Source organism: Acidovorax sp. LjRoot129, from assembly GCF_964253765.1.
Classification (GTDB): Bacteria; Pseudomonadota; Gammaproteobacteria; order Burkholderiales; family Burkholderiaceae_C; genus Acidovorax.
Genome location: NZ_CAXUSE020000001.1, coordinates 5,260,112 through 5,284,836, shown reverse-complemented (window position 1 = coordinate 5,284,836; position 24,725 = coordinate 5,260,112). Strand labels below are relative to the sequence as shown.

16 protein-coding genes are annotated in these 24,725 nt (G+C 69.1%); 6 read left to right on the top strand and 10 right to left on the bottom strand.

Annotated features, from left to right (window positions below):
* Position 1: 1 nt before the first annotated feature.
* The 5 genes from ACSQ3Q_RS24145 to glnE all read right to left on the bottom strand — a co-directional run bounded on the left by ACSQ3Q_RS24145 (position 2) and on the right by glnE (position 9,466).
* Positions 2-3,112, bottom strand: coding sequence for an efflux RND transporter permease subunit (locus tag ACSQ3Q_RS24145; RefSeq protein WP_436136836.1), 3,111 nt, complete (start codon positions 3,110-3,112; stop codon positions 2-4).
* Between the two features lie 12 nt (positions 3,113-3,124).
* Entirely contained in the window at positions 3,125-4,345 is a 1,221-nt protein-coding gene (locus ACSQ3Q_RS24140; RefSeq protein WP_436136835.1) for an efflux RND transporter periplasmic adaptor subunit, read from the bottom strand.
* Between the two features lie 65 nt (positions 4,346-4,410).
* On the bottom strand, positions 4,411-5,850 hold the full coding sequence (locus tag ACSQ3Q_RS24135) for an efflux transporter outer membrane subunit (protein ID WP_436136834.1): 1,440 nt from the start codon (positions 5,848-5,850) through the stop codon (positions 4,411-4,413).
* Positions 5,847-6,572, bottom strand: coding sequence for a TetR/AcrR family transcriptional regulator (locus ACSQ3Q_RS24130; RefSeq protein ID WP_436136833.1), 726 nt, complete (start codon positions 6,570-6,572; stop codon positions 5,847-5,849). The genes ACSQ3Q_RS24135 and ACSQ3Q_RS24130 overlap by 4 nt, the downstream gene beginning before the upstream one ends.
* Positions 6,573-6,691: 119 nt before the next feature.
* Positions 6,692-9,466, bottom strand: coding sequence for a bifunctional [glutamate--ammonia ligase]-adenylyl-L-tyrosine phosphorylase/[glutamate--ammonia-ligase] adenylyltransferase (gene glnE, locus ACSQ3Q_RS24125; protein ID WP_436137067.1), 2,775 nt, complete (start codon positions 9,464-9,466; stop codon positions 6,692-6,694).
* A 98-nt stretch (positions 9,467-9,564) separates the two neighbouring features.
* Here glnE and ACSQ3Q_RS24120 point away from each other — a divergent pair, with 98 nt between their 5' ends.
* Genes ACSQ3Q_RS24120 through ACSQ3Q_RS24105 form a run of 4 tightly spaced genes read left to right on the top strand, consistent with a single transcriptional unit; the run spans position 9,565 to position 17,250 of the window.
* Positions 9,565-13,755, top strand: a complete 4,191-nt coding sequence (locus ACSQ3Q_RS24120; RefSeq protein ID WP_436136832.1) for a YhdP family protein — start codon at positions 9,565-9,567, stop codon at positions 13,753-13,755.
* Positions 13,755-14,570 (top strand): carbon-nitrogen hydrolase family protein, encoded by an 816-nt coding sequence (locus ACSQ3Q_RS24115; RefSeq protein WP_436137066.1) that lies wholly within the window; start codon positions 13,755-13,757, stop codon positions 14,568-14,570. The genes ACSQ3Q_RS24120 and ACSQ3Q_RS24115 overlap by 1 nt, the downstream gene beginning before the upstream one ends.
* Positions 14,567-16,621 (top strand): two-component system sensor histidine kinase NtrB, encoded by a 2,055-nt coding sequence (locus ACSQ3Q_RS24110; RefSeq protein ID WP_436136831.1) that lies wholly within the window; start codon positions 14,567-14,569, stop codon positions 16,619-16,621. The genes ACSQ3Q_RS24115 and ACSQ3Q_RS24110 overlap by 4 nt, the downstream gene beginning before the upstream one ends.
* Entirely contained in the window at positions 16,621-17,250 is a 630-nt protein-coding gene (locus tag ACSQ3Q_RS24105; RefSeq protein ID WP_436136830.1) for a response regulator transcription factor, read from the top strand. Before ACSQ3Q_RS24110 ends, ACSQ3Q_RS24105 begins: the two co-directional genes overlap by 1 nt.
* Positions 17,251-17,356: 106 nt before the next feature.
* On the opposite strand, the gene ACSQ3Q_RS24100 is transcribed toward ACSQ3Q_RS24105, so the two are convergent.
* The gene (locus tag ACSQ3Q_RS24100; protein WP_436136829.1) at positions 17,357-18,007 is read right to left on the bottom strand and encodes an OmpA family protein; all 651 of its coding nucleotides are present in this window, start codon (positions 18,005-18,007) and stop codon (positions 17,357-17,359) included.
* Between the two features lie 203 nt (positions 18,008-18,210).
* Positions 18,211-18,411 (bottom strand): hypothetical protein, encoded by a 201-nt coding sequence (locus tag ACSQ3Q_RS24095; protein WP_436136828.1) that lies wholly within the window; start codon positions 18,409-18,411, stop codon positions 18,211-18,213.
* Here ACSQ3Q_RS24095 and mltA point away from each other — a divergent pair.
* Together mltA and ACSQ3Q_RS24085 are read left to right on the top strand one after the other, a co-directional pair.
* Positions 18,344-19,570, top strand: a complete 1,227-nt coding sequence (mltA, locus tag ACSQ3Q_RS24090) for a murein transglycosylase A (RefSeq protein WP_436136827.1) — start codon at positions 18,344-18,346, stop codon at positions 19,568-19,570. The two genes, ACSQ3Q_RS24095 and mltA, sit on opposite strands and share 68 nt — an antisense overlap.
* Positions 19,571-19,633: 63 nt before the next feature.
* The gene (locus ACSQ3Q_RS24085) at positions 19,634-21,598 is read left to right on the top strand and encodes a DUF2868 domain-containing protein (protein ID WP_436136826.1); all 1,965 of its coding nucleotides are present in this window, start codon (positions 19,634-19,636) and stop codon (positions 21,596-21,598) included.
* 240 nt (positions 21,599-21,838) lie between these two features.
* On the opposite strand, the gene ACSQ3Q_RS24080 is transcribed toward ACSQ3Q_RS24085, so the two are convergent.
* The 3 genes from ACSQ3Q_RS24080 to ACSQ3Q_RS24070 form a co-directional block, all read right to left on the bottom strand.
* Positions 21,839-22,348: a hypothetical protein gene (locus ACSQ3Q_RS24080; protein ID WP_436136825.1), complete on the bottom strand. Its 510-nt coding sequence runs from the start codon at positions 22,346-22,348 to the stop codon at positions 21,839-21,841.
* Positions 22,345-22,809 (bottom strand): bifunctional diaminohydroxyphosphoribosylaminopyrimidine deaminase/5-amino-6-(5-phosphoribosylamino)uracil reductase RibD, encoded by a 465-nt coding sequence (locus ACSQ3Q_RS24075; protein WP_436136824.1) that lies wholly within the window; start codon positions 22,807-22,809, stop codon positions 22,345-22,347. The genes ACSQ3Q_RS24080 and ACSQ3Q_RS24075 overlap by 4 nt, the downstream gene beginning before the upstream one ends.
* 100 nt (positions 22,810-22,909) lie before the next feature.
* Complete coding sequence (locus ACSQ3Q_RS24070; RefSeq protein WP_436136823.1) at positions 22,910-24,676, bottom strand: MFS transporter; 1,767 nt, start codon at positions 24,674-24,676, stop codon at positions 22,910-22,912.
* Between the last annotated feature and the right edge of the window lie 49 nt (positions 24,677-24,725).

The following is a 24,725-nucleotide window of genomic DNA, read 5'->3' as shown; positions in this document are numbered from 1 at the left end:
GTCACTGCGCCGGTGGCGGTGTCTGCGGCACCGCAGGCGGGTGCTCATGGTGGGCGCCCCGCAGCCGGCGCAGCGTGCGCCCAAACCACTGGCCGACATCGTCCACCCCCGTGAACACGGCGGGAATGACGAGCAGGCTCAGCAGCGTTGAGGTGATCAAACCACCAATCACCGCCACCGCCATGGGCGAGCGGAAACTCGAGTCGGCCGCGCCAATCCCCAGCGCAATCGGCATCATGCCCGCCCCCATGGCCAGCGTGGTCATGATGATCGGCCGCGCGCGTTTGTGGCACGCGTCGATCAGCGCCTCGAAGCGCGTCATGCCGTGCTCGCGCCGCGCCAGGATCGCGTATTCGACCAGCAGGATGGAGTTCTTGGTGGCAATGCCCATCAGCATGATCAGCCCGATGAGCGAAGGCATCGAAAAACTCTTTTGCGCGATCAGCAGGCCCACGAACGCCCCGCCCAGCGACAGCGGCAGTGCCGCCAGGATGGTCACCGGGTGCAGGAAGTCCTTGAACAGCAGCACCAGCACGATGTAGATGCACAGCACGCCAGTCAGCATGGCCAAACCAAAGCTGGCAAACAGCTCGCCCATCATTTCGGCGTCGCCAATCGTGATCTGGCGCACGCCGGGCGGCAGGTTCTTGATGGAGGGCAGCTCCTCGACGGCCTTGGTCACGTCGCCCAGCGGCTGGCCCGAGAGCTCGATCTCGAAGTTCACGTTGCGGGCGCGGTCGTAGCGGTCCACCACGGCGGGGCCACCGCTGAACTCCAGCGTGGCCACCTGGCCGAGCATCACCGGGCCCTTGCTGCCCGGCACCGCCAGGCGCTCGAGCAGCGACAGGTCCTGGCGCGCATCGTCGTCAAGCTTGACCACGATAGGCACCTGGCGCGAGGCCAGGTTGAGCTTGGGCAGCGACACGTCGTAGTCGCCCACGGTGGCGATGCGCAAAGTCTCAGCGATGGCGCTGCTGGTCACGCCCAGGTCGGCGGCGCGCGCAAAGTCGGGGCGCACCGCGATTTCGGAGCGCACCAGGCTGGCAGTGGAAGCCACGCTGCCCAGGCCGGGAATGGTGCGCAGGTCTTTCTCGACCGCCAGCGCCGCCGTGGTCAGCGCCTGCGGGTCATCGCCCGTGAGCACCAGCACGTATTTCTCGCCCGATCCGCCCAGGCCGACCTTGCTGCGCACGCCCGGCAGCGTTTCCAGCGCGCTGCGGATCTTGTTCTCAATGCCCTGCTTGCGCGGCCGGTCGCCGCGCTCGGCCAGCAAGATGGTGAGCGTCGCCTTGCGCGTCTCTGCGCCCGCGCCGCCCATGAAGGGGTCGGCCCCCGCCGAGCCCCCGCCGATGGTGGTGTAGACGCTCTGCACGTGCTCGACCTTGGCGATGCGCGCACGCGCGTCTTCGGACACGGCCCGGGTTTGCGCCAGCGTGGCGCCGGGCGGCAGCTCCAGGTACACCTGGGTTTGCGAGTTGTCGTCCGGTGGAATGAAGCCGGTGGGCAGCAGTGGGATCAGCGCCAGCGAGCCGATGAAAAACGCTGCCGTCGCGATGAAGGTGATCCAGCGGTGCTTGACGCACCATGCCGCCCAGCGCAGGTACACCGTCATCCAGCGCGGGTCCTTGTGGTCGTCCACGATGGGCTTCAAGATGTACGCCGCCATCATGGGCGTGAGCACCCGTGCCACCACCAGGCTGGCAAACACCGCGAGCGACGCCGTCCAGCCGAACTGCTTAAAGAACTTGCCGGCGATGCCGCTCATGAACGCCGTTGGCAAGAACACCGCAATCAGCGTGAACGTGGTGGCAACCACCGCCAGGCCAATCTCGTCCGCCGCCTCCATGGCCGCCTGGTAGGGCGTCTTGCCCATGCGCAGGTGGCGCACGATGTTCTCCACCTCCACGATGGCATCGTCCACCAGGATGCCCACCACCAGCGACATCGCCAGCAGCGTGATCACGTTGATGGAAAAGCCCAGCAGGTGCATGCCGATGAACGCCGGGATCACCGACAGCGGCAGCGCCACAGCCGAGACAAACGTGGCACGCCAGTCGCGCAGGAACAGCCACACCACCAGCACGGCCAGCAGCGCGCCTTCATAGAGCAGGTGCATGGAGCCGTCGTATTCCTCCTGCACGGGCTGCACGAAGTTGAAGGCCTCGGTGATCTCGAGGTCGGGGTGCTGGGCGCGCAGGTCCTTGAGTGCAGCCTGCACCGCGCCGCCGACTTCGATCTCGCTCGCGCCCTTGCTGCGCGCCACCTCAAAGCCCACCACGGGCTTGCCGTTGAGCAGGGCCAGCGCGCGCGGTTCGGCAATCGTGTCCGTCACCGTCGCCACTTGGTCGAGCCGCACATGGCGGCCGTCCGACAGGGACAGCGTGAGGTCCGCCAGCTCCTGCGCCGACTGCACGGTGGCCAGCGTGCGCACGGGCTGCTCGCTGCCGCCCAGGTCGGTGCGGCCGCCGGCGCTTTCCGTCTGCACCAGGCGCAGCTGGCGCGATATGTCGGCCGCCGAGGCGTTGAGCGCCTGCAGCTTCACCGGGTCGAGCGCCACATGGACCTGGCGCTGCACGCCGCCGACGCGGTTGACCGCACCCACGCCGCGCACGGCCAGCAGCTTCTTGGCCACGGTGTCGTCGACAAACCACGACAGCGCCTCGTCGTCCATGCGGGTCGAGGCAATGGTGAACGCCAGCACCGGCTGGGCGGCCAGGTCCATCTTGGTCACGATGGGGTCACGCACGTCACCCGGCAGATCGCCGCGCACGCGGGCCACGGCGGAGCGCACATCGTCCAGCGCCTCCTGCGTGGGCTTTTCAAGCCGGAACTCGGCCGTGATGGTGGCGCCGCCGTCCTGCACCTTGGTGTAGATGTGCTTTAGGTCCTGCAGCGTGGCGATGCTGTTCTCGATCTTGCGCGCCACGTCGTTTTCAAGCTGCGCGGGCGAGGCGCCGGGCAGCGCCACGGTCACCGAGATCGTGGGCAGGTCGATGTCCGGGAAGTTCTGCACCTTCATGGCGTTGAAGGACAGCAGGCCGCCGAAGGTCAGCAGCACAAACAGCATCAAGGCCGGGATCGGGTTCTTGATGGACCAGGTGGATACATTCATGTGGAATGCTCCTTAATTGATAGCTGCAAACGCTTTATCTACAAGCGCTAAAGCCATTTTTTGCTTGAAATCCGGCAACTGGGACGTGGTGCTGCTGGCCGCGGGAGCCGCGGTCGGAGCCGGCGTGTTCGCCACCCGCACCAGGTCGCCGTCGTTCAAGAAGCCCGCGCCGCGCACCGCCACCGAAGCGTTGGCGTCCAGGCCCGACAACACCTCGACCCGGTCGGCCACGCGGCGGCCGGTCTGCACCTTGCGCATCTGCACGCGCTGCTCAGCGCCCACGACAAACACGTACGAGAAACCATCGCGCACCACCAGCGCCTCTTGCGGCACGGTGAGCGCCTCGCTCGCGCCCAGCGCGAAGTCGCCGCGCGCAAACATGCCGGCGCGGAAATCGCTCTGAGCGGGCAGGTCCACGTACACCAGCGCATTGCGCGTCTGCGGGTCGACCGTCGGCGCAATCATGCGCACCGTGCCTTCGGCCGCGGCGCCGCTGGCGGCCGTCACGCTGACCTTGGCACCCGGCTGGATGCGGCGCAGCTCGGTCGAGGTGACCTCGGCACGCCACTCCAGCCGACCCTTGCGCACCATGCGAAACAGCTCGGTGCCTGCGCCCACCACCGCACCCACGGTGGCGGTGCGGGCCGAGATGATGCCGCTGTCGGGCGCCACCACCTGCGTGTATTTCAGGCGCAGTTGCTGCGCGTTGAGCGTGGCACGCGCAGCCTCCACGCGGGCCTGCGCGGTCTTCTCGGCCGTGGTGTATTGCTGGATCTGCTGCTGGCTTAAAGCGCCGGTGGTTTGCAGCGAGCGGGCCCGGTCGGCATTGGCCGCGGCTTCGGCCGCGTTGGCCTGCGCTTCCAGCAGGCTCGCGCGCATCTGCGCCACGTCGGCCTGCACGGTCTCGGCCGAGAAGGTGGCCAGCACCTGGCCGGCCTTGACCACGTCGCCCACGTTCACGCGCACATCGGTCAGCCGCAGGCCATTGCTCTCGGCGCCGATGCTCGCCTCCTGCCACGCGGCCACGTTGCCGTTGGCCGCCAGGCGCAGGGGCACGGACGTGCGCTGCGGCTGGGCCGTGCTCACCGTGAGCGCGGGGCGCGGCTGGTTGGCCTTGGGTTCATCGGCGGCGCGCGATGCGCCCGAGAAAACCAGGGCGCCACCGGTGGCCAGCACGCAGGCAGCGATCACGGCGAGGGCGGTGGGAGAGAGCTTGAAATGTCGCGTCTTCATGGTCGATCCGTTCATCCAGTCGGTGTCAGGAAAATAGGGCGGGCGATCGGCCCGACCCCGTCATATCAGCGTGCGGCGGTGGCCGCAGCAGAAGTGGAAGTTGCCGTCGTGGTGGTGCTTTGCCCGTCCCATCCGCCGCCGGCTGCGCGGTACAGCGAAACCCAGGCGGCCTGGCGCTCGTGCTGCAGCGCAATCAGCGCGTTCTCGGCCGCCAGCGAGGTGCGCCGGGCGTCTTCCAGCTCCACCAGACTGGCAAGGCCGCCGCGCCAGCGCGCTTCGGTAGCGTCGAACGACGCGCGGTAGCCGCCCGCAGCCACGCGTGCGCTGGTGTTGCGCTCGGCCGTGCTCTGCAGCCGCACCAGCGCCTGCTCGACTTCGCTCACCGCCTGTCGCACCTTGGCGCGGTACAGCGCCGCAGCCTCGTCATAACGTGCCTGCGCTGCATCCACCTGCGCGCCGCGCCGGCCACCGTCGAACAGCGGCACAGTCAGTGCCAGCGGGCCGATGGTCCAGGTGTTCAGGTCGGTCGTCACACCCCCGCTGCGCACCCAGGCCGTGCCCACCGATCCGCTGAGCGACAGGCGCGGGTAGCGCTGCGCCTGCGCGCTGCCGACGTCGGCACTGGCGGCTGCCACTTCGCGCTCGGCGTTGTAGACGTCGGGGCGCTGAGCCAACACCTGCGCGGGCAGGGACGCAATGCTGAACAGGGTGTCGGGCGCCGCGGCCGCGGGCGCCGTCAGACGTGCGCGCAGTGCGGGCTCTTCCCAGCCTGTGAGGGCCACCAGGGTCTTGGTCTCCACATCGCACTGCATGCGCTGCTGCGACGCGCGGGCCTGCGCTTCGGCGGCACTGGCGCGGGCCAACGCTGCGGTGGCGGGTGCGGTAAAGCCCGCACGCTCGCTCAAGTCCGACAGGCGCGAGGTCTCACCGCGCGATTGCGCGTCACGCTCAGCCACGCGCAACTGTTCAAGGCAGGTGCGCAGGCTGCTGGTCTGCAGCGCCACCTCGGCTGCCACACTCACGCGCGCCTCGTGCCACAACGCCTGGGCTCCGGCCAGCCGTTGATCGGCCGCGGCCTTGGTGGCCCGGTTCGCGCCAAAAAGATCGATCTCCCAGCTGGCCTGCAGCCCCGCCTGTGCCGTGGTAGCGATGCCGGCCAACTGTTCATTGAAGCCGCGGCTGGCGTTGGCCTGGCCGTCGAGCGCCGGCAGCAGCGCGGCCCGGCTCGTGACCTGCGTGGCACGGGCCTGCGCAATGCGCGACTGGGCCTGCGCCACGCCGGGGCTGATGGCTTGTGCGGCATCGATCAGCTCCACCAGCAGCGGGTCCCCGAGCTGCGTCCACCAGCGCGCCAGGTCCCCCAGCGAGCCCTGGTGGGGCAAGGGTGCCTGCCACGCCACGGGCGGCGTTGTCGGCACCTGCGGGGGCGGTGCCGTCACGGCACAGGCGCCCAAGGCCAGGGGCAAAAAGGCCGCCCAGAAGAATCGGGTGGAGTTCAGGGTCATGCTTTGGATTCCTTGTGCGAAGTCCGTGGGGTCCGGCGTGCGGGCCGGGGTGTGGCCCGCCGCCGGGTGATCTCGCCGAGCACCATGCTCAGCGCGTAGCCCGTGAGGCGTTCTACCCACTGGTCCACGGCGCTGGAGTCGGCAAGCTGGGGCGCTATGACTTGCAGCGGGTCGCGCTGTGTCCACAGCTGCATGATCAAGCCCGCCAGCGAGAAGGCGAGCCGGTGCATGTCATCGTCCACCTCGGCCACGTCCATGTGGCGGCACAGCACCTGCACCAATGCCAGGTGGGGCGCGCGGCATTCGCGCTCGATGAGCTCGGGCCACACGTGGGTGGGGTCAAGCAGTTCGCGCACATGCAGGCGCAGCGACTGGGTCACGAGGTCGTCGTGCTTGAGCGGCTCCAAAAACCCGCTGAAGTAGCTGCGCAGCGCAGCCTCCAGATTCAGGGCCGGATCGGCAAACACCGGGATCAGGTCGCTGCTGCTGCCAAAGGGCTCGTAGAACGTGGCGGTGTACAGCTGCGCCTTGTCGCCAAAGTGGTAAGCGATGGCCGCGACGTTGGTGCTGGCAGCCTCGGCAATGGCGCGCACCGAGGTCTGGGCAAAGCCCTTTTCAGAGAACAGCTGAAGGGCTGCCTGCAGCAGGCGTGCGCGGGTGTCCTCGCCGTCACTGCGGGCGGTGCGCTGGGCTGCGGGAATGAAATGGGCGCCAAAACTCATGGCCCCGGATTAGACCACCAGAATTCAAACAGTTGTTTGAATTACTGAGTTTTTCCGAAGCGCAATGCGCCTGCAAATGCAACCATTTGTCACTTCGCCCTGTCCCGGCATAAACCGTTTCAGGGACGCCGCGGCAACCCCATGCCCGCGCCGAACACCGCCAGCCACAGCGCCAGCACGGCATCGCGCTCGGCCTGCAGCGCGGGTGGCATCACCTGGGTTGGCGCCTCGTCCAGCCGCGCCACGTGCTGCACGCGGCGCAGTTCACGGTAGGCATCGGCCGCCGCCGTGCCCACGCCCTCGGGCAACAGCCCCACCTGCTCGGCACGCTGCAGCAGCGCGATGTTGCCGACGTTGCCGCGCAGCTCGGGATGGGTTGCGGACTGCGACAACACGAGGTATTGCACCGCGAACTCGGCATCCACCATGCCGCCGGGGCTGTGCTTGACGTCGAAGCGCCCGTCCTTGGTGGGATGGGCCGAGCGCACCTTCTCGCGCATCAGCACGATCTCGTCGCGCAAAGCCACTGGGTCGCGTTCGGACGTGATGACGGCCTCGCGGACGGCGTCGAACCGCGCCTGCAGCGCATCGCTGCCCATCACAAAACGTGCACGTGTCATGGCCTGGTGTTCCCAGGTCCAGGCGGTGTTGCTGCCGCGGCGCTGCTGGTAGTTGGCGTAGGCCTCGAAGCTCGTGACCAGAAGGCCCGAGCTTCCATTGGGGCGCAGCGCAGTGTCGATCTCGTACAGGTCGCCCTCGCCGGTCTTCACGGTGAGCCAGTTGATGAGCTTGCGCACAAAGGCCGCGTACACCTCGGGGGCACGTTCGTCATCGTCATCGAACACGAAGACGATGTCGAGGTCGCTGCCGTAGCCAAGCTCCTTGCCCCCCAATTTGCCGTAGCCAATGATGGCGAACTGCGGGCTCTCGCGGTGGCGGTTCTTGAGCCGGCTCCAGCACCACTGTGCCGTGATGCGCAGCACACTGTCAGCCAGCGCAGACAGATCGTCCGCCACCTGCTCGACCGTGATGCGCCGCTCCACATCGCGTGCCAGGGTGCGGAAGGTTTCCGCATGCTGGGCGCGGCGCAGCAGGTTCAGCAGGGTCTCGTCGTCGTCCTCACCGGTGGACTGCAGCGAGGCCCGGCGCACGGTCAGCTCGCGCTCGAAATCTGCCACCACGAAGCGTTCGGACAGCAGGGCATCGCCGGCGAGCTCGTCGATCACGCCGGGGTGCTGCAGCATGTAGCGGGCGGGCCACTTGGCCGCGCCCAGCAGGTGCAGCAAATGCTCGTGCACCGAAGGGCGCTCGAGCAGCAGCGCGAGGTAGCTCTCGCGCCGCAGCAGCGGCTCGAGCCAGCCCACCAGGCGCACTGCCGCGTCTTCATTCACCTTGCCTTCGGCCAGCCAGCGCGCCGTGCGCTGCACCAGGCGGAACAGGCGGTCGCGCGCTTCGTCACGCAGGCCTTCGACGCGCGGGTGATTGCGCCATTCGGCCACACGCGCCCGAAACCCCGCAGGCAGTTGCTCAAGCAAAGTTTCCAGTTCGGGTGGCGGTGGCGCAGCAGCCCGCGGGCCGCCACAGCCGCCGCCGTTGCACTGCTTCTTGCCACTGCCGCCCAGCAGCGTGTCGAACTCCTGGGCCACCAGCTCGCGGTGCGCATCGAGTTCATGCAGAAAGGCACAGCAGTCGGGGTAGCCGAGGGTGAAGGCGATCCAGGCCAGGTCGTCGTCGCGCGTGGGCAGCACATGGGTCTGCTGGTCATCGAGGTACTGGATGCGGTGTTCCACGCGGCGCAAAAAGACATAGGCCCGCGCGAGCGCATCGGCAGTCTCCTGCGGCATCAGCCCGGCCTGCGCGAGGCGCGGCAAGGCGTCCAGCGTGGGGCGGCGGCGCAACTCGGGGAATTGCCCGCCGCGCACCACCTGCAGCAGCTGCACAGTGAATTCGATCTCGCGAATGCCCCCGCGCGAGAGCTTCACGTCGTTGGCGCGCTCCGGGTGGCCGGCGCTGCGCTTGGCAGCGTGGTCGCGGATCTGGCGGTGCAGGGAGCGCAGCGCGTCGAACACGCTGTAGTCGAGGTAGCGGCGGAACACAAAGGGCAGCACCACGCCGCGCAGGGCCTGCACTTCCGTGCTGGCAATGCAGTCGCGCGGCGCCACGACACGGCTCTTGAGCCAGGCAAAACGCTCCCACTCGCGGCCATGCAGCTGCAGGTATTCCTCGAGTGCTGCCAGCGACACCGCCGAAGGCCCCGAGTTGCCGTTGGGCCGAAGCGCCAGGTCCACGCGAAACACGAAGCCGTGCTCGGTGGTGTCGCCCACCAGGCCGTACATGGACTTGACGGCGCGCGCAAAGTATTCGTGGTTGGAAATGCGTCCCCGGCCCTCGGCGTTGCCGGCCGTCTCGCCATCGTGCTCATACACATAGATGAGGTCGATGTCGCTGGAGACATTGAGTTCGCGTGCGCCAAGCTTGCCCATGCCGATGATCCACAGCTGCACGGGCTGGCCGTCCGGTCCGCGCGGCGCCCCATGGCGTTCATCCAGTTCCTGGCGGGCCTGCTGGCAGGCGCGGTCCAGGGCCAGTTCGGCCAGCTCGGTCACTGCACGGGTGACTTCGGCCAATGGCGCCTGTTGGTCGCAATCGAGCTGTATCAGCCGCTCCATGACGAGCTGCCGCACCACACGCAGCGCCGTGCCGGTGTCCGAGCCGCGCGCGCGCAGGGCATCGTAGGCCTGCTCCATCGTGGCCAGCACCGGCGGGCCGGGCGGCAGCAAAGGCAAGTCGGCACCGTAGCGGCGGTGCAGGCGTTGGTAAAACCGCGAGTGCTCGGCCAGCGGACCCTCGGGCCGGGGCTGGTGGCAAGGGGAATCAGCGGAGGGCGACGGCATCTCAGACATCGCAGGGGACCGCATACATAAGGACACTCGTTCGTAGTGAACCCGCACCAGGGCTGCGGGTCATAATTCCTGCCACATTCAATCCCACCATGATCGCTCCCTCCACGCACCCCACCCGCCTGCTGAAATTCGTGGCAGGTCTCGCGCGGTGGTCACTGGGCTTGCTGCTGGCCTTCTGGCTGCTGCTGACCATCGCGTGGGGGGCACTTCATGGCTGGATTGTGCCGCGAATCGGTGATTACCGCCCGCAGCTGGAGGCGCATGCCGCACGGGCCCTGGGGGTTCCGGTCCGGATCGGCGCCCTCACGGCCAAGACCGAAGGATTGATCCCGTCGATCGAACTCTCGGACCTCACGCTGCTCGATGGCGCAGGCCGCGCGGCATTGCGGCTGCCCCGGGTGGTGGTCGCGCTTTCGCCGCGCTCGCTGCTCAACGGGGGCTTCGAGCAACTCTATATTGAAGAGCCCGATCTGGACGTCCGGCGCGACCCGCAGGGCCGCATCTCGGTCGCGGGGCTTGATTTCACCCAGGAGCAGGGGGACAGCCATGCCGCAGCCGACTGGCTGTTTTCGCAAGGCGAGGTGTTTGTCAAGGGCGGCACCGTGCGCTGGACCGACGAGCAGCGCGGTGCCCCCGAAGTCGCGCTCGAAAAGGTGGACTTGCTCCTGCGCAACGGCAACTGGCACCACCACCTGCGGCTGGATGCCACCCCGCCCGAGGCCTGGGGCGACCGCTTCACGCTGGTGGGCTTGTTCCGCGCCCCCCTGCTGCGTGCGCGCGACGGCAACTGGAAGCACTGGAGCGGCCAGCTGTTTGCCCACTTTGCGCGCGTGGATGCGTCCCGGCTGCGCCAGTATGCCGACCTGGGGGTGGAGGTGGCACAGGGCCGCGGCGCGCTGCGCGCCTGGGCGGATGTGCAGCGCGGGCAGATCGTGGGCGGCACGGCCGACCTGGCACTGGCCGACGTCAACGCGACCCTCGGGCCCCAGTTGCAAGCGTTGGCCCTGCCGTCCATTCAGGGGCGGCTCGGCGGCCGGCGCCTGAGCGGAGGTTTTGAGTTCACCACCCAGTCCCTGCATTTCCAGACCGATGACGGCCTCACCTGGCCCGGGGGCAATCTGCGGCTGCTGTATACCGATGCCACCGGCAAGGCGCCCGCGCAAGGCGAGTTCCGCGCCGACCGCCTGGACCTGGCCGCGCTCGCGCAGATCGCCAGCCGACTGCCCCTGGGCGCCACGGCCCACGACGCAGTGCGCACCTATTCGCCCCATGGCCTGGTGGACGAGATCCAGGCCACCTGGAAAGGCCCGCTCGAAAAACTGCAGCAGTACCAGGTGCGGGGCCGCATCCGCGGGCTGGCACTGGCGGGCGATGCCGGCGGCGGCGCGCCCACCCACCTGGGCTTGCGCGGTGCCACGGTGGATATCGACATGAACCAGGGCGGCGGCAAGGCGGCGCTGACCATTGCCTCGGGCGCACTGCTGCTGCCCGGCGTGTTCGAAGACCCGGTGCTGCCGCTCGATCGCCTGAGCGCCGACGTGCGCTGGCAGCTGGAAGGCAGCCGCATTGCGGTGCAGGCCAACGATGTGCAGTTTGCCAACGCCGACGCCCAGGGCGAGGCGCGGGCCACCTGGCACACCAGCGATGCCGCCAAGGTGCCCCACCAGTCGCGGTTTCCGGGCGTGCTGGACCTGAGCGGCACCCTCAACCGCGCCGATGGCACGCGCGTGCACCGCTATCTGCCGCTGTCGATACCTGCGGCCTCGCGGCACTACGTGCGCGATGCAGTGGTCGCAGGCAGCGCCAGCAGTGTGCAGTTTCGCGTCAAGGGCGACCTGCACCACCTGCCCTTCGACGACCCCAAGCTGGGCGAATTCCGCATTGCCGCGCGCGTGAAGGACGTGACCTATGCATACGTGCCACCGAGCTTGCAGCCGGCGGGCACCCTGCCCTGGCCCGCGCTGACCGAGCTTTCGGGCGAGCTGATCTTCGAGCGGTCGTCGATGCAGGTGCGCGGCGCCGTCGGTAGTTTTGCCGGCCGCCAGGGCCTACGGCTGTCCAAAGTCGACGCGAAGATTCCTGACCTGGCCCACACCGTGGTCAGCGTCAACGCCGATGCCCGCGGACCGCTGCCCGAGCTGCTGGCCCTCATGACCACCTCGCCCCTGGGCCGCATGACGGGCGGCGCGCTCGACCAGGCCAGTGGCGCGGGCAACGCCGACTTCCAGCTGCGCCTGTCGCTGCCCATCAGCGACATCAACAAATCCAAGGTCCAGGGCAGTGTGACGATGGCAGGCAACGACCTCCGCATCACCCCTGACACCCCAGCGCTCAGCCGCGTGCGCGGCGTGGTTCAGTTCACCGAAGGGGGCTTTTCGCTCCAGGGCGTGCAGGCCCAGGCGCTGGGTGGCAGCGTAAAGCTGGAGGGCGGCATGCGGTCGCTGCCGGCCAATGCGCCAGCGACCGAGTCGGCGGTGCAGTTGCGTGCCCAGGGCACCGCGACGGCCGAAGGACTGCAGCAGGCGCCGCTGGGCATGCTGTCGCAGCTGGCACGGCGCGCCACGGGCAGTACACCGTATACGATGACCTTGGCGTTTCGCCGGGGCGTGCCCGAGGTGCAGGTGTCGACCAGCCTGCTGGGGCTGGCCCTGGCCCTGCCGCCGCCCATGGGCAAGGGCGCTGAAGCCAGTCTCCCGGTGCGGTTTGAAACGCAGGTTGCACGCGAATCCCTTGCAGGGCTCACGCAGGGCAACAACGGCAACGGGCAGGGCGCAGAAGCCCCGCCGCTGCGCGACCAGATCACCCTGGACCTGGGCTCGCTGGGGTCGGCCATGTACGTGCGCGACATCAGCGGGCCGCAGCCCAAGGTGCTGCGCGGCACCATCGGCATCGGGCTGTCGGGTGGCGAATCGGCGCCCATGCCGGCGCAGGGCGTGGGCGCCAACATCAACCAGGGCAAGCTCGATGTCGACGCCTGGGAGGACGTGCTGACACAAGCCACCGCCGGCCCGGAAGCTCCAGGCCGCGCAGCTACGTCCACGACACCGCCCGCCGCACCGGTCATCGCCAACGCGCAAAGCCTCGCACAGGACTACCTGCCCACCACACTCGCCCTGCGCGCGCGTGAACTTACGCTGCAGGGCCGCACGCTGCACAACATCGTCGCCGGCGCATTGCGCGACGGCACCACCTGGCGCACCAACCTGGATGCCACCGAGCTCAACGGCTACCTGGAGTACCGCCAGCCGGGCGCGGCCGACCACCCCAATGGCCGACTGTTTGCGCGGCTGTCGCGCGTGAACATGCCGCAAAGCGATGCGAACCAGGTCGAGGCACTGCTCGACGAGCAGCCCGGTGCGCTACCCGCGCTGGACATTGTGGTGGACGACTTCGAACTGCGCGGCAAGCGCCTGGGACGCGTGGAGATCGAAGCCCAGAACCGCGGCGGCGATGGCACGCAGCGCGAATGGCGCCTGTCCAAGTTCAACATCAGCGCGCCCGAGGCGATTTTCACGGCCAACGGCAACTGGGCCGTGATGAACGCCGCTGCCGGGGGGCCGCGCACGCCCGAGCGGCGCACGGTGCTTAGCTTCAAGCTGGACATCCGCGACTCGGGCGACCTGCTCGCGCGCATGGCCATGCCGGGCGTGGTGCGCCGCGGCAAGGGACGCATGGAAGGCCAGGTGGCCTGGGTGGGCGCGCCTTTCAGCCCGGACTACCGCTCCATGACGGGGCAGATCAACGTGAACATCGAGGCCGGCCAATTCCTCAAGGCCGATCCGGGCCTGGCCAAGCTGCTGAGCGTGCTCAGCCTGCAGTCGCTGCCGCGGCGCCTGACGCTCGATTTCCGCGACGTATTCAGCGAAGGCTTTGCGTTCGACTTCGTGCGCGGCGACGTGCGCATCGAACAGGGCGTGGCCACCACCAACAACCTGCAGATGAAGGGCGTGAATGCGGCCGTGCTGATGGAGGGCAGCGCCAACATCGACCATGAGACGCAGGATCTGCGCGTGGTGGTGGTGCCCGAGATCAACGCCATGACCGCATCGCTGGTGGCCACGGCCATCAACCCGGTGATCGGCCTGGGCAGCTTCCTGGCCCAGGTGTTCCTGCGTGGCCCGCTCATCGAGGCCGCCACGCAGGAGTTCCGCATCGACGGCACCTGGTCCGACCCCCGCGTGGTGCGTGTGCCGCGCCGTGGGCGCGAGGCCGCCCCGCCCGGCGCCGACGCCCCACCTCGCAGCAGCAGCCCCCAGCAAAAAACAGGAGAAGCGTCATGATGCAAGTCGCAGCCATCCAGATGGTGTCGGGCACCCGGCTGGAGGACAACCTGGCGAGCGCCCGGGCGCTGCTGGAGCAGGCAGCCCAGGGCGGTGCCGAGCTGGCCGTGCTGCCCGAATATTTTTGCGTGATGGGCCACAAGGACACCGACAAGCTTGCACTGGGCGAAGCTGCGGGCGAGGGCATGATCCAGCGGTTCCTGTCCACCGCCGCGCGCGATCTGCAGATGTGGGTGGTGGGAGGCACGCTGCCCCTGCAGACCAGCACCCCCGACCGCGTGCGCAACACCACCCTGGTGTTTGACCCGAGCGGCGCCTGTGTGGCGCGCTACGACAAGATCCACCTCTTCTACTTTGACAACGGCCGCGAGCAATACCACGAAGGCCGCGTGATCGAGGCGGGTGACAGGCCCGTGCAGTTCGACCTGCCGTCGCGCAGCGGCCACCGCTGGCGCGTGGGTTTGTCGGTGTGCTACGACCTGCGTTTTCCGGAGCTGTACCGCGCGCACGCCAGCGCGGGCGCAGACCTGCTGCTCGTGCCCAGCGCGTTCACCCACACCACCGGCCAGGCCCATTGGGAAGTGCTGCTGCGCGCCCGCGCCGTCGAAAACCTGGCCTACGTGCTCGCCCCCGCGCAGGGCGGCGTGCACGAGAACGGACGCCACACCTGGGGCCGCAGCATGCTGGTCGACCCCTGGGGCACCGTGCAGTCCCAGCTGGAACAGGGCGCGGGCGTGGTCGCCGGCAGCCTCGACCCCGAACGCCTGCGCAACCTGCGCCTGCAACTGCCGTCACTGTCGCACCGCGTGCTGTGAAGATTCCCCAGCAACGCACCCTCTTGCGGCGCTGGCGCGGCGCGTGGCGGCGCTGGTCGCTCTGGACGCTGCTGGTGCTGCTGGTGATCTCCATGCTGGCCACCATGGTCTGGCTGGCAGGCCGCTATGAGGCCAGCCAGGTGCAGACGCGCCTGGAGCGCGACACGGCCGATGCGGTGTCGGACATCCGCGTGGCGCTTACACGCAACCTGCAGAGCCTGCAGGCGCTGCATGCGGGCGACCCGGGCCAGCTCGCATGGGAGGTCGATGCCGCCGAGCTGCTGCGCAACCGGCGCGAGCTGGTGCGCATCGAGTGGCGCGACGCCCACCTGCGGGTGCGCACCCATGCGCAGTCGCCCTACCGCCCGGTGGCCTGGGATGCGCGCCTGCGCGAGGGCCAGCAATCGGACGCGGCCATTGCCTGCGCCAATGCGCGCCGACTGAGCAGCCCCGCGTACTCCAGCAGCTACTTCCAGCCCCACGGCGACGGCCTGGGCTCCGAGATGATGGAGCTGTGCCTGCCGCTGACCGCCGGCGGCCGGCACACGGGTTTTCTGGTGGTCACCTATTCGCTGCAAGACGTGCTCGTGAACCTGGTGGCGCACAACCTCACGCGCAGCCAGGAGGCATCGTTCACCGAAGCCGACGGTACCCGCCTGGCCGTGCTGGGCGCCGCGCGCCGGGGCTCGCGCATGTTCACCGCCACGCACCTGCTGGACCTGCCCGGCAGCACGCTCGTGCTGCGCATGGACACCTGGCACAGCGCGCCCAGCCTGTTTCCCAACGTGCTCACTGCGCTGGTCACCGCCATGTCGATCGCTCTTGTCACCGTGATGGTGGTGCTGGTGCGCGACAATCGCCGGCGCCTGCGCGCCGAGCGCGATTTGGCCGACGCGCTCGCGTTTCGCAAGGCGATGGAGGACTCGCTCGTCACCGGCCTGCGCGCGCGCGACCTGGAGGGCCGCATCACCTACGTAAACCCGGCCTTCTGCGCGATGGTGGGGTTCAGCGCGCAGGAGCTGCTCGGCCAGAGTGCATCTGCCCCCTACTGGCCGCCCGAGCTGGTGGACGAGTACCGCCAGCGCCAGGCGATCCGGCTGGCGGGCCAGCACATACCGCCGCGCGAGGGGTTCGAGTCGGTCTTCATGCGCAAGGACGGCACGCGCTTTCCGGTGCTGATCATCGAAGCGCCGCTCATCAACGCCCAAGGCCAGCACACCGGCTGGATGAGCGCGTTCCTGGACATCAGCGAGCAGCGGCGGGTGGAAGAGCTCTCGCGCGCATCGCAGGAGCGCCTGCAGGCCACGGCCCGCCTGGCCACCGTGGGCGAGATGGCCTCGCTGCTGAGCCACGAACTCAACCAGCCGCTGGCCGCCATATCCAGCTACGCCACGGGCTCGATGAACCTGCTCGAAGCCCCCGCCGGAGCCGGCAGCATGCCCGCGCCCGAGAGCCTGGAGGACGTGCGGATGGCCATGCAGCAGATCGCGCGGCAGGCCGAGCGCGCGGGCAAGGTGATCAAGAGCGTGCACGACTTCGTGCGCCGCCGCGACCAGGCGCGCGAGGCGGTGCCAGCCCAGCAGCTGATCGACGCCATCCTGCCGCTGGCCATCCTGCAGGCCCGCAAGCTGGCCGTGCGCGTGAACACCATGGTGGAGCCCGGCCTGCCGCCCGTGCTGTGCGACCGCACCATGGTCGAGCAGGTGCTGCTCAACCTGGCGCGCAACGCCATGCAAGCCATGGACGACCCGGCCATCCGCGACCGGGTGCTGGACATCCGCGTGCGCCGCGCGGCGTCCAACCAGCACAGCGGATGGATCGAATTTGCCGTCACCGACGTGGGCACGGGCATCCCCCCCGAGGTGGGTGCGCGGCTGTTCACGCCGTTCTTCACCACCCGGCCCGAGGGCATGGGCCTGGGCCTCTCGCTGTGCCGCACGGTCATCGAGCAGCACGGTGGTTTTCTCGGATTTGCCCCCCACGAGCCGCGTGGTACGGTGTTTACCTTCACGCTGCCCGTCTCTCCCCCTTCTTCTGCTGCCAGACCCTGATGGAACCCGTCACCAACGCCACCGTGTACATCGTGGACGACGACGCCAGCGTGCGCGAGGCGCTCGCCTGGCTGCTGCGCTCGCGCAGGCTGCTTTCCGAGTCGTTTGACAGTGCGGAGGCTTTCGATGCCATGCTCAAGGTCCGCCCCACGCAGCGCCAGCCCTGCTGCCTGCTGCTGGATGTGCGCATGCCGGGCATGAGCGGCTTGGCGTTGTTCGATCTGCTGGCGGTGCGTGGCGACCTGGCGACCATGCCGGTGATTTTTCTCACCGGCCACGCCGACGTGCCGACGGCGGTGGACACCGTCAAGCGCGGCGCTTTTGATTTTTGCGAGAAGCCGTTTTCAGACAACGCGCTGGTGGACCGCGTGGAGCAGGCATTGGCCCAGTCCGCCAGCCGCCTGGCCCAGCTGCGTGCGCGCAGCGACCTGCAGGTGCGGCTGACCGACCTGACCGACCGCGAACGCGATGTGATGGACCTGGTGGTGGCTGGCCTGCCCAACAAGCTGATTGCCGATCAGCTGGATATCAGCGTGCGCACGGTCGAGGTGCACCGCTCACGTGTGTTCGACAAGATGCAGGTCAAGTCGGCCGTAGAGCTGGCCAACCTGCTGCGCGCCGGCCAGTGAGGCCTGGCCTGAGCGGCTGAGCGGCTGCGCGGCGTGCGCAATGGCTCAGGCGTTTGCGCGGGGCGCGCCCGAGACGCCATGGCGCTCGGGCTGTCAGCCCCGAGGATCAACCGCGGGGACGTTCGCCCACAAAGATCTCGACACGCCGGTTGCGCGCCCGGCCATCGGCCGACTCGTTGTTGGCAATCGGATAACGCTCTCCCATGCCGTCGATGGCGATGCGGCGGCCGTCCACGCCGCGCATGGTGAGGTAGCTGCGCGTGCTGGCAGCGCGGTCTACCGATAACGGGTTGTTGACGGCGTCGCTGCCGGTGTTGTCCGTGTGGCCCACGATGCGCACATCCGTGTTCGGGTTGTTGCGCAGCCCTGCCGCAAACTGGTCGAGCACCGGCGCAAAGTTGGGCTGGATGTCCGAGCGGCCTACGGCAAAGGAGATGTCGCTCGGGATGTTGAGCATGAGCTGGTTGTCGGCCGTCTGGGTTACGGCGATGCCGGTCCCTTGCGTGGCGCGCTCCATCTCGCGTTTTTGGCGTTCCATGTTCTGCGACCAGATGTAGGTGCCCAACGCCCCCACACCTGCACCCACCACGGCGCCGGTGCCGGCATTGCCGCCGGTGGCCGATCCGATCACCGCCCCGGCGATGGCTCCTACGCCGGCGCCTGTGGCCGTGCGGCGCTGGGTGTCGTCCATGCTGGCGCAGCCAGAGGCCAGGATGACGACGGCGGCGGTGGCGCCCCAGAGAATGTTTTTGCGCATGTGTGTGCTCCTTGAAAAATCATCGGGAGCTGGGCGCTGCGGGAGTTCCGATCAGGGACTGCAGCCTGTCGTTGGCGGCAGCCTCGGTAGCGCCCAGCTGATCCGCCATGGTGGTGTGGTGCGCGCTGTCACACCATCGGCACAGGGGCCCCTTGGCTGTAGGACGGTATCGCCTGCAACCTGTGCGCAAGGGCCTCAAGCAGTCAAGGAGAGCCGGGTGGTGGAGCCGGCGGGGTGGGGCCCGGCACAGGAGGTGTTGCGGCGGGTGGCATTTGGGGCGGGGGTGGCGCATCCTCGCTGGGCTTGTGCAACTCGCCCCCCTTGCGCCCTGAGAACATGGTCCACCAGACGATGGCCACCAGCAACACGAGCGCCAGCAGCGCTTCAAGCAAAATCAGACCCATGAAATTGACACTCCTGCGCGCTGTGGGAACGGCGCTGATTGTAGGAACGCTGGCCGCCTGCTCGACCCCGCCGCCCCCAAGCCCCTCACGCCCCCCGGCCATCCCTGCGCCGCTGCCGTCACCCGGCGCGGTGGTATTGCCCGGTGACACCGGTCCGCTGCCCCCACCGTTGGCGCAGGCCAAGAGCCGCTGGGTGCCCGTGCGCTGGGCCGAGTTGCCGGGCTTTACAGACGACGCCCTGCACGAGGCCTGGAACGCCTGGATCAAAAGCTGCGAGCGCTCCGCGCCGCCCTTCACCGCGCTGTGCGGCGAAGTGCGCCAGCTGAGCATCGCCACCGGCGAAGAGCAGCGCGCCTGGCTCATTGCGCGGCTGCAGCCCTACCGCGTCGAGGCGCACGATGGCAATGCCGACGGGCTGCTCACCGCCTACTACGAGCCGATGATGGAAGGCGCCCGCCAGCCCGGCAACGGCTACACCGTGCCCATTTACCGCGTGCCCGCCACCCTGGGCGCGCGCAAGCCCTGGTACACGCGCCAGCAGATCGACACCCTGCCCGAAGCCCAGGCTGCGCTGGCTGGCCGGGCGATTGCCTGGCTGCGCGACCCGGTCGAATCGATGGTGCTGCACATCCAGGGCTCGGGCCGGCTGCGCATCACCGAGCCGGATGGCACGGTGACGCTGGTGCGCGTGGCCTACGCCGGCACCAACGACCAGCCCTACGGCAGCATCGGCCGCTGGCTGCTTGACCAGGGCTACACCCGCGACGCCACCTGGCCCGGCATCCGCGCCTGGCTGGCGGCCAACCCGCAGCGCACCAACGAGCTGATGTGGACCAACCCGCGGTATGTGTTCTTCCGCGAAGAGGCCCTGAGCCCGCTTGACGCCGGCTTTGGCCCGCGCGGCGCGCAGGGCGTGCCGCTCACGCCCGGCCGCTCCATCGCGGTAGACCGCCAGAGCATCCCCTACGGCACGCCGGTGTGGCTGGCCTCCAGCGGGCCGCAGGTGCAGCTCGCCCGCATGGTGCTGGCGCAGGACACCGGCAGCGCCATCCTTGGCGCGGTGCGCGCGGACTTCTTCACCGGCTGGGGCCCCGAGGCGGGCGACATTGCCGGGCGGCTCAAGCAGAACCTGCGGCTGTGGGTGTTGTGGCCAAAATAATGATCAAAATGGCCTCCAGCGCTTGTTCATCAAGCGCCAATAGCTATTAAATCAGGAGCATCCATGCGCGTGACCGAGCCCCAGTTGCGCACCGTGCTGCTCGCCCAGGCCGTCGAGCACATGGACACGGCGCGCACCCTGGTCAGCCAGACCGAGTGGGACGAGGCCACGCGCAGCGCCGTGGCCGCCGCCCGCCAGCGCGGCGCACAGCGTGTGGGCGCAGCCGACGTGGTGCTGGAGCGCGCGCACACCATCGCCGAGCGCGCCAGCGGGCGGGATACGACCGTGGCCGCACTGCGCCAGCCCGGCGCATGGTGGCGCTGGTCGGCGCGCGGCCTGCCGCTGCTGGCCCTGCTGTTGGGGCTGGCCACCGACCGCATTGCCAATGCGCACCGGGTGGATCTGCTCTCGCCGCCGCTCTTGATCGTGCTGGCGTGGAATCTGGCCGTGTACCTGCTGATCGCCTGGCAGGTGTGGCGCCCGCCCACCCGCGCGGCGTGGCTGCAGGGCCTGCGCCATCTCCATCGGCCCGGCCGGGGGCGCGGGCTCGGCGCGCGCATCGCGGCGGACTTTGGTGCGCGCTGGTGGGCCCACGCCGCCGAGCTGCTGGCCCAGCGCGGCGCGCGCGTGCTGCACCTGTGTGCGGCGGCCTGGGGCGCGGGCATTGCGCTGTCGCTGCTGCTGCGCGGGCTGGTGGTGCGCTATCAGTTTGGGTGGGAGAGCACCTTCCTCGACGCCGCGCAGGTGCACGCCCTCGTATCGGTGCTGTTCTGGCCATTGACCATGCTGGGGGGCCTGGCGCCCTTCACGCTGCAAGAGATCGCGGCCACGCAAAACTTTGCCGGCGAAGGCGCCGCCGGCGGGCGCTGGGTGTGGATGTACGTGGGCTTGCTCGCGCTGGTGGTGATGCTGCCCCGCCTCGCCCTGGCCGCCTGGGCACGCTGGCGCGAGGCGCGCTGGCACGGCCACATCGACCCGGAAGACGCGGCCTTCGCCGGGCTGCGCGCCGCACTGCCGGGTGACCTCCTCATCGGCCTGCACGGCCCAGAGGCCGAGGTACTGCAGGGCGCTGCAATTCAGACCGCGCAGGGCGACCGCCTGCAATTTGCCTTTGCCGATACCGGCCAGCCGGTGGATGCGGTGCTGGCGTGGACCGCCAGCGATGCCCTGCCGCCCGCGTGGCAAACCGCGCCCCTGCTTGCGCTGCGCGGGGACGACTTTGGCGCCAGCTGGATACTGGAGCCCGCGCTGTTCGACCAGCTCAGCACCGCGCTGCCCCCGCACCGCCACGCCCTTGCGCGGCTGCGCGCGGCCTGGGTGGAACGCAATGAACTGCGCTTTGGCCAATCGCTGCAGGCGCTGGCGCAGCATTTGCGCACCTGTGTGCACCTGAGCCCCGGCGGCGATGCGGCAGCCCAGTACGCCGAGCAGGTGCAGGGGTTGGATGCCGCACTGCGCGCGCTGCACGGCCAGCCGCCCGCGCCAGCTTTGCGGGATGCCGCACCGCAGCGCGAAACATCGACCTTGCCAACACTCCGTCGGGCCGACAGAACAGCCCTGGCCGTGGGCACTTCTGCAGGCGCGGCTGCGGGCGCGGCGGCCGGGGCCAAGGCGGGCGCGCTGATCGATATCGGGACGGGCGGCCTCACCCTGGGCGCAGGCACGGCCCTGGGCGCGCTGCTGGGCGGCACCACGGCGTGGGCGCTGCGCTCGCTCCAGAAAAAGGGCGACGGCGACGACCTGCTGCGCCACGCGGCCGAGGCGGCCTGCACGCACTACCTCGTCATCGCCCACCACCAGCGCGTGCCGCCGGGCAACGCGGCGGACCTGGGCGCCCGCTGGCGCGCCGAGGTCACCGGCACCGTGGCCGCTCACAGCGACGATCTGGCCGCCGCGCTGAAAAGCGGGGCTGGCGATGGCGCCGTGCAGGCGCTGCTGCGGACGATGCTGATGGGGATCCTGCAGCGCAGCTTTGTGGCCGCGGGCGGCGGCGCAACCGCCACGGCTCCGGCGGTCCACACGACCTGAAGATCCAAGTCTTTTGAGCCCCTAGCGACCCTCTGCACGCATCATCGCGCCGTGTGCATCTGCGGTCTCGGGCGGTCTGCGGCGTTGCAAATACTCGCAATAGCTGCGGCTATTGCTGCGTTTTGCGCCTTGCAGCCCCTCCCGATCCACAGCGCCCACTTGCCGCTGATTCGTGCAGAGGATCCCTAGCGCTTGCTATTCAAGCGCCAATAGCTATCAATTCAGTAGCAATCGTGCCATTCAAAGACATGGCGTTCTGGCCGCTTCGGTCTCCACCCGGGGGGCCGCCACCGCCGGGGGCTCGGGCGGCTTGGCGGGCGGCACGCTCACGGTGCGCAGCCGGTCGCCGTCGATGCGGTATTCGTACTCGCGCGTCGAACCGATCATGTCCGTCTTGAACGTGCTGGTCGCCATGGTGGCCGCGTACACCCGGGGCCGCACGACCTGGTAACGGTACACGGTGGTGGACGTGCCGGTGGTGGTCTTGCAGGTGGACTCGAACAGGGTCTGCTTGAACTGCAGCGTGCAACGGCCCGAGGTGTCCTCGGCTTGGGTGCCGTCCTGCACGTACAGAACGATCTTGGCGGCACGCCAGCACCCGAGCAGGCCAGCGTCGGCGCTGGGGGCGCTTGGTGAGCTGGCGGCGCTGGAAGCGCTCGCAGCGCTCACGGCATTGGGAGTGTTGGCGGCGTGGCCGCACGGCGCGGCAGCGGCCAGGCACAGCAACAAGGTGGGCGTGATGCGCTTCATGCCGCGCCTCCCTGGGCGGTGGCGTTCGCGCTCAGCGCCAGGTAGGCGCCCATGTCCGCCACTGCGCTGCTTTCCAAAACACCCACCGACACCTCGACGCCCGCGGCCTTCAGGATGTCGATTCCGGCGCCTGCGTTGCGCGGGTCGGGGTCGAGCATGGCCACCACCACGCGCTGGATTCCACGCGCCACCAGCGCCTTCGCACACGACGGCGTGCGGCCATGGAAGGAGCACGGCTCCAGCGTGACGTAGGCCGTCACACCGGCCAGGTCGCCAGGCCACTGAGACAGCGCCATCGCCTCGGCGTGGTGCTGGCCGGGCGGCTGGGTGAACCCGCTCGCCATCACGGCCCCATCTTTCACGAACACACAGCCCACGGGCGGGTTGGGCAGACAGGCCGGCAAGGCTTTGCAGCCCTCCGCCAGGGCAAGGCGCATGAAATCTTCGTCGGAAGCGGACATGGTCGAAATCGTTGGGATAGAGAAGCGGGCCTACCTGCCGGGGCCGTGCCGCGCAGGGTGGGTATTGTGATTCAGCCGCAGTGCAGGGGGCCCCGGGCCTTCACGACTCCACCGTCCACCGCGTCACCTGCGGCGGCGCATCCCCCACGTGGAACGCCAGCTTGCGGTCCCGCAGGGCCACGTCCGAAGCCGTCACGCGGTCAAACCTGCGCAGGTGCTCCGTCCACGACTCATCCTCGATCCGCTCCACATACCGCGCGGGCTGGCCGATGTCGTGCAGCAGCTGCCAGCCCAGGGCACCCTGGCGCAGGCGGCTGCGGCGGCTTTCCTGCATGGCGGCGCGAAATTCGGCGGCGCGGGCCGGGTCGATGAAATATTCGATCGTGATCACCACATGCCCCGAGCCCGGCGGCACGTCGGCCACGGGGGCCGTGAAGGCGCTCGAGGGGCTCAGGTCCTCCTCCAGGCTGCGGTCGGCCACCAGGCGCTGCACCAGCGCCATGGCCACCACGCCGGTACCGGCGGCGATGCCGAGGCTGATGTGCACGTCGCTCACCGTGGCCACCTGGCCCCACACGGCGGCGCCAAACGCCGTGGCGCCCATGATGGCCATCTGGTAGATCGACATGCCACGCGCCCGCACCCAGTTGGGCAAGGCGAGCTGGGCCGATACGCTCAATGAATTGGCCGTGGTGATCCACGCCATGCCGGCCACGAACATCGCGGGCACGGCCACGTACACGTTGGGCGCCACGGCCATCACGCCCGTGGCGGCGGCTTGCAGCATGGTCCCGCGCATCACCAGCACATCGCGCGCCATGGCCTGGCGCAGCCGCGGCAAAAACATGGCGGCGGTGATGGCGCCCGCGCCCATCGACGCAAGCAGCAGCGTGAAGGTGCCCGCACCGCCGCCTTCCAGGCCGCGTGCCAGCAGCGGCAGCAGGGCCAGCAGCGCGGTGGCGTGCAAAAAGAAGATGGAGATGCGCCACAGCACGGCGCGCATGCGCGGCGACTGGCGCACAAACTGCACGCCCACGCGCATGGCGCTGGGCAGCTTTTCGCGGCCCAGCGGGCTGGGCACGTGGGTGCGCTTCCAGCGCATGATGACCAGGCCCGAGAGGACCGACAGCACGGCGTTGAGCACGAACACCCAGGCGCTGCCAGCGCTGGCGATGATGGCGCCAGCCAGCAGCGGGCCGATGATGCGCGATGCGTTCATGGCCACGCCGTTGAGGGCCAGCGCCGCGGGCAGCTGCGGGCGGCTGACCAGCTCGGGCACGATGGCGGCGAACACCGGCCAGCGCATCGCCAAGCCAATGCCGTTGGCAAACGTGAGCGCCAGCAACAGTGGCGCCGTCATGCCGCCGGCCAGGATGAACCCACACAGCACCAGCGCCACGGCCGCCACCCAGAACTGCGTGGCGATGAAGTAGCGCCGCCGGTCGAGGATGTCGGCCAGCGCACCGCTGGGCAGGCCCAGCAAAAAGACCGGCAGGGTGGAGGCCGACTGCACCAGCGCCACGAGGATGGGCGAGCTGGTGAGCGTGGTCATGAGCCAGGCGGCCGCCACATCGTTCATCCACATGCAGGTGTTGGCCGCCACCCAGGTCAGCCACAACATGCGGAACACCGGCACTGAAAGGGGGGCAAACGGTGAGAGCGATGCGGCCTGCTTCAGCTGCGCCGCGCTTTCGTCGAGCTGCGCGGCGACGGATTCTTCGGTGCCTTGCGCGAGCGCGGCACGGTCTGCGGCGGCGTGTGCGCCGGCGGTCGGCCCGCGCGCCGCAGCATCGGCCGCAGGGTTCAGGTCAGGAGGGGGCGGGGGCGCAACGCTGCGCGTGCTTTCGTGGGACGGCAAAGGTGGCATGTCTGCACATTGTGCGACGGTTGGAGCGGCATGGTGCGTAGAGGAAAGA

Excerpts from the sequence above, each read along its gene's own strand:
- ACSQ3Q_RS24135 (WP_436136834.1), bottom strand. The coding sequence starts at position 5,850 with ATGACCCTGAACTCCACCCGATTCTTCTGGGCGGCCTTTTTGCCCCTG.
- ACSQ3Q_RS24115 (WP_436137066.1), top strand. The coding sequence starts at position 13,755 with ATGCAAGTCGCAGCCATCCAGATGGTGTCGGGCACCCGGCTGGAGGAC.
- mltA (WP_436136827.1), top strand. The coding sequence starts at position 18,344 with ATGGTCCACCAGACGATGGCCACCAGCAACACGAGCGCCAGCAGCGCT.
- ACSQ3Q_RS24085 (WP_436136826.1), top strand. The coding sequence starts at position 19,634 with ATGCGCGTGACCGAGCCCCAGTTGCGCACCGTGCTGCTCGCCCAGGCC.
- ACSQ3Q_RS24100 (WP_436136829.1), bottom strand. The coding sequence starts at position 18,007 with ATGCGCAAAAACATTCTCTGGGGCGCCACCGCCGCCGTCGTCATCCTG.
- glnE (WP_436137067.1), bottom strand. The coding sequence starts at position 9,466 with ATGCCGTCGCCCTCCGCTGATTCCCCTTGCCACCAGCCCCGGCCCGAG.
- ACSQ3Q_RS24140 (WP_436136835.1), bottom strand. The coding sequence starts at position 4,345 with ATGAAGACGCGACATTTCAAGCTCTCTCCCACCGCCCTCGCCGTGATC.
- ACSQ3Q_RS24145 (WP_436136836.1), bottom strand. The coding sequence starts at position 3,112 with ATGAATGTATCCACCTGGTCCATCAAGAACCCGATCCCGGCCTTGATG.
- ACSQ3Q_RS24070 (WP_436136823.1), bottom strand. The coding sequence starts at position 24,676 with ATGCCACCTTTGCCGTCCCACGAAAGCACGCGCAGCGTTGCGCCCCCG.
- ACSQ3Q_RS24120 (WP_436136832.1), top strand. The coding sequence starts at position 9,565 with ATGATCGCTCCCTCCACGCACCCCACCCGCCTGCTGAAATTCGTGGCA.
- ACSQ3Q_RS24095 (WP_436136828.1), bottom strand. The coding sequence starts at position 18,411 with ATGGGTCTGATTTTGCTTGAAGCGCTGCTGGCGCTCGTGTTGCTGGTG.
- ACSQ3Q_RS24075 (WP_436136824.1), bottom strand. The coding sequence starts at position 22,809 with ATGTCCGCTTCCGACGAAGATTTCATGCGCCTTGCCCTGGCGGAGGGC.
- ACSQ3Q_RS24130 (WP_436136833.1), bottom strand. The coding sequence starts at position 6,572 with ATGAGTTTTGGCGCCCATTTCATTCCCGCAGCCCAGCGCACCGCCCGC.
- ACSQ3Q_RS24080 (WP_436136825.1), bottom strand. The coding sequence starts at position 22,348 with ATGAAGCGCATCACGCCCACCTTGTTGCTGTGCCTGGCCGCTGCCGCG.
- ACSQ3Q_RS24105 (WP_436136830.1), top strand. The coding sequence starts at position 16,621 with ATGGAACCCGTCACCAACGCCACCGTGTACATCGTGGACGACGACGCC.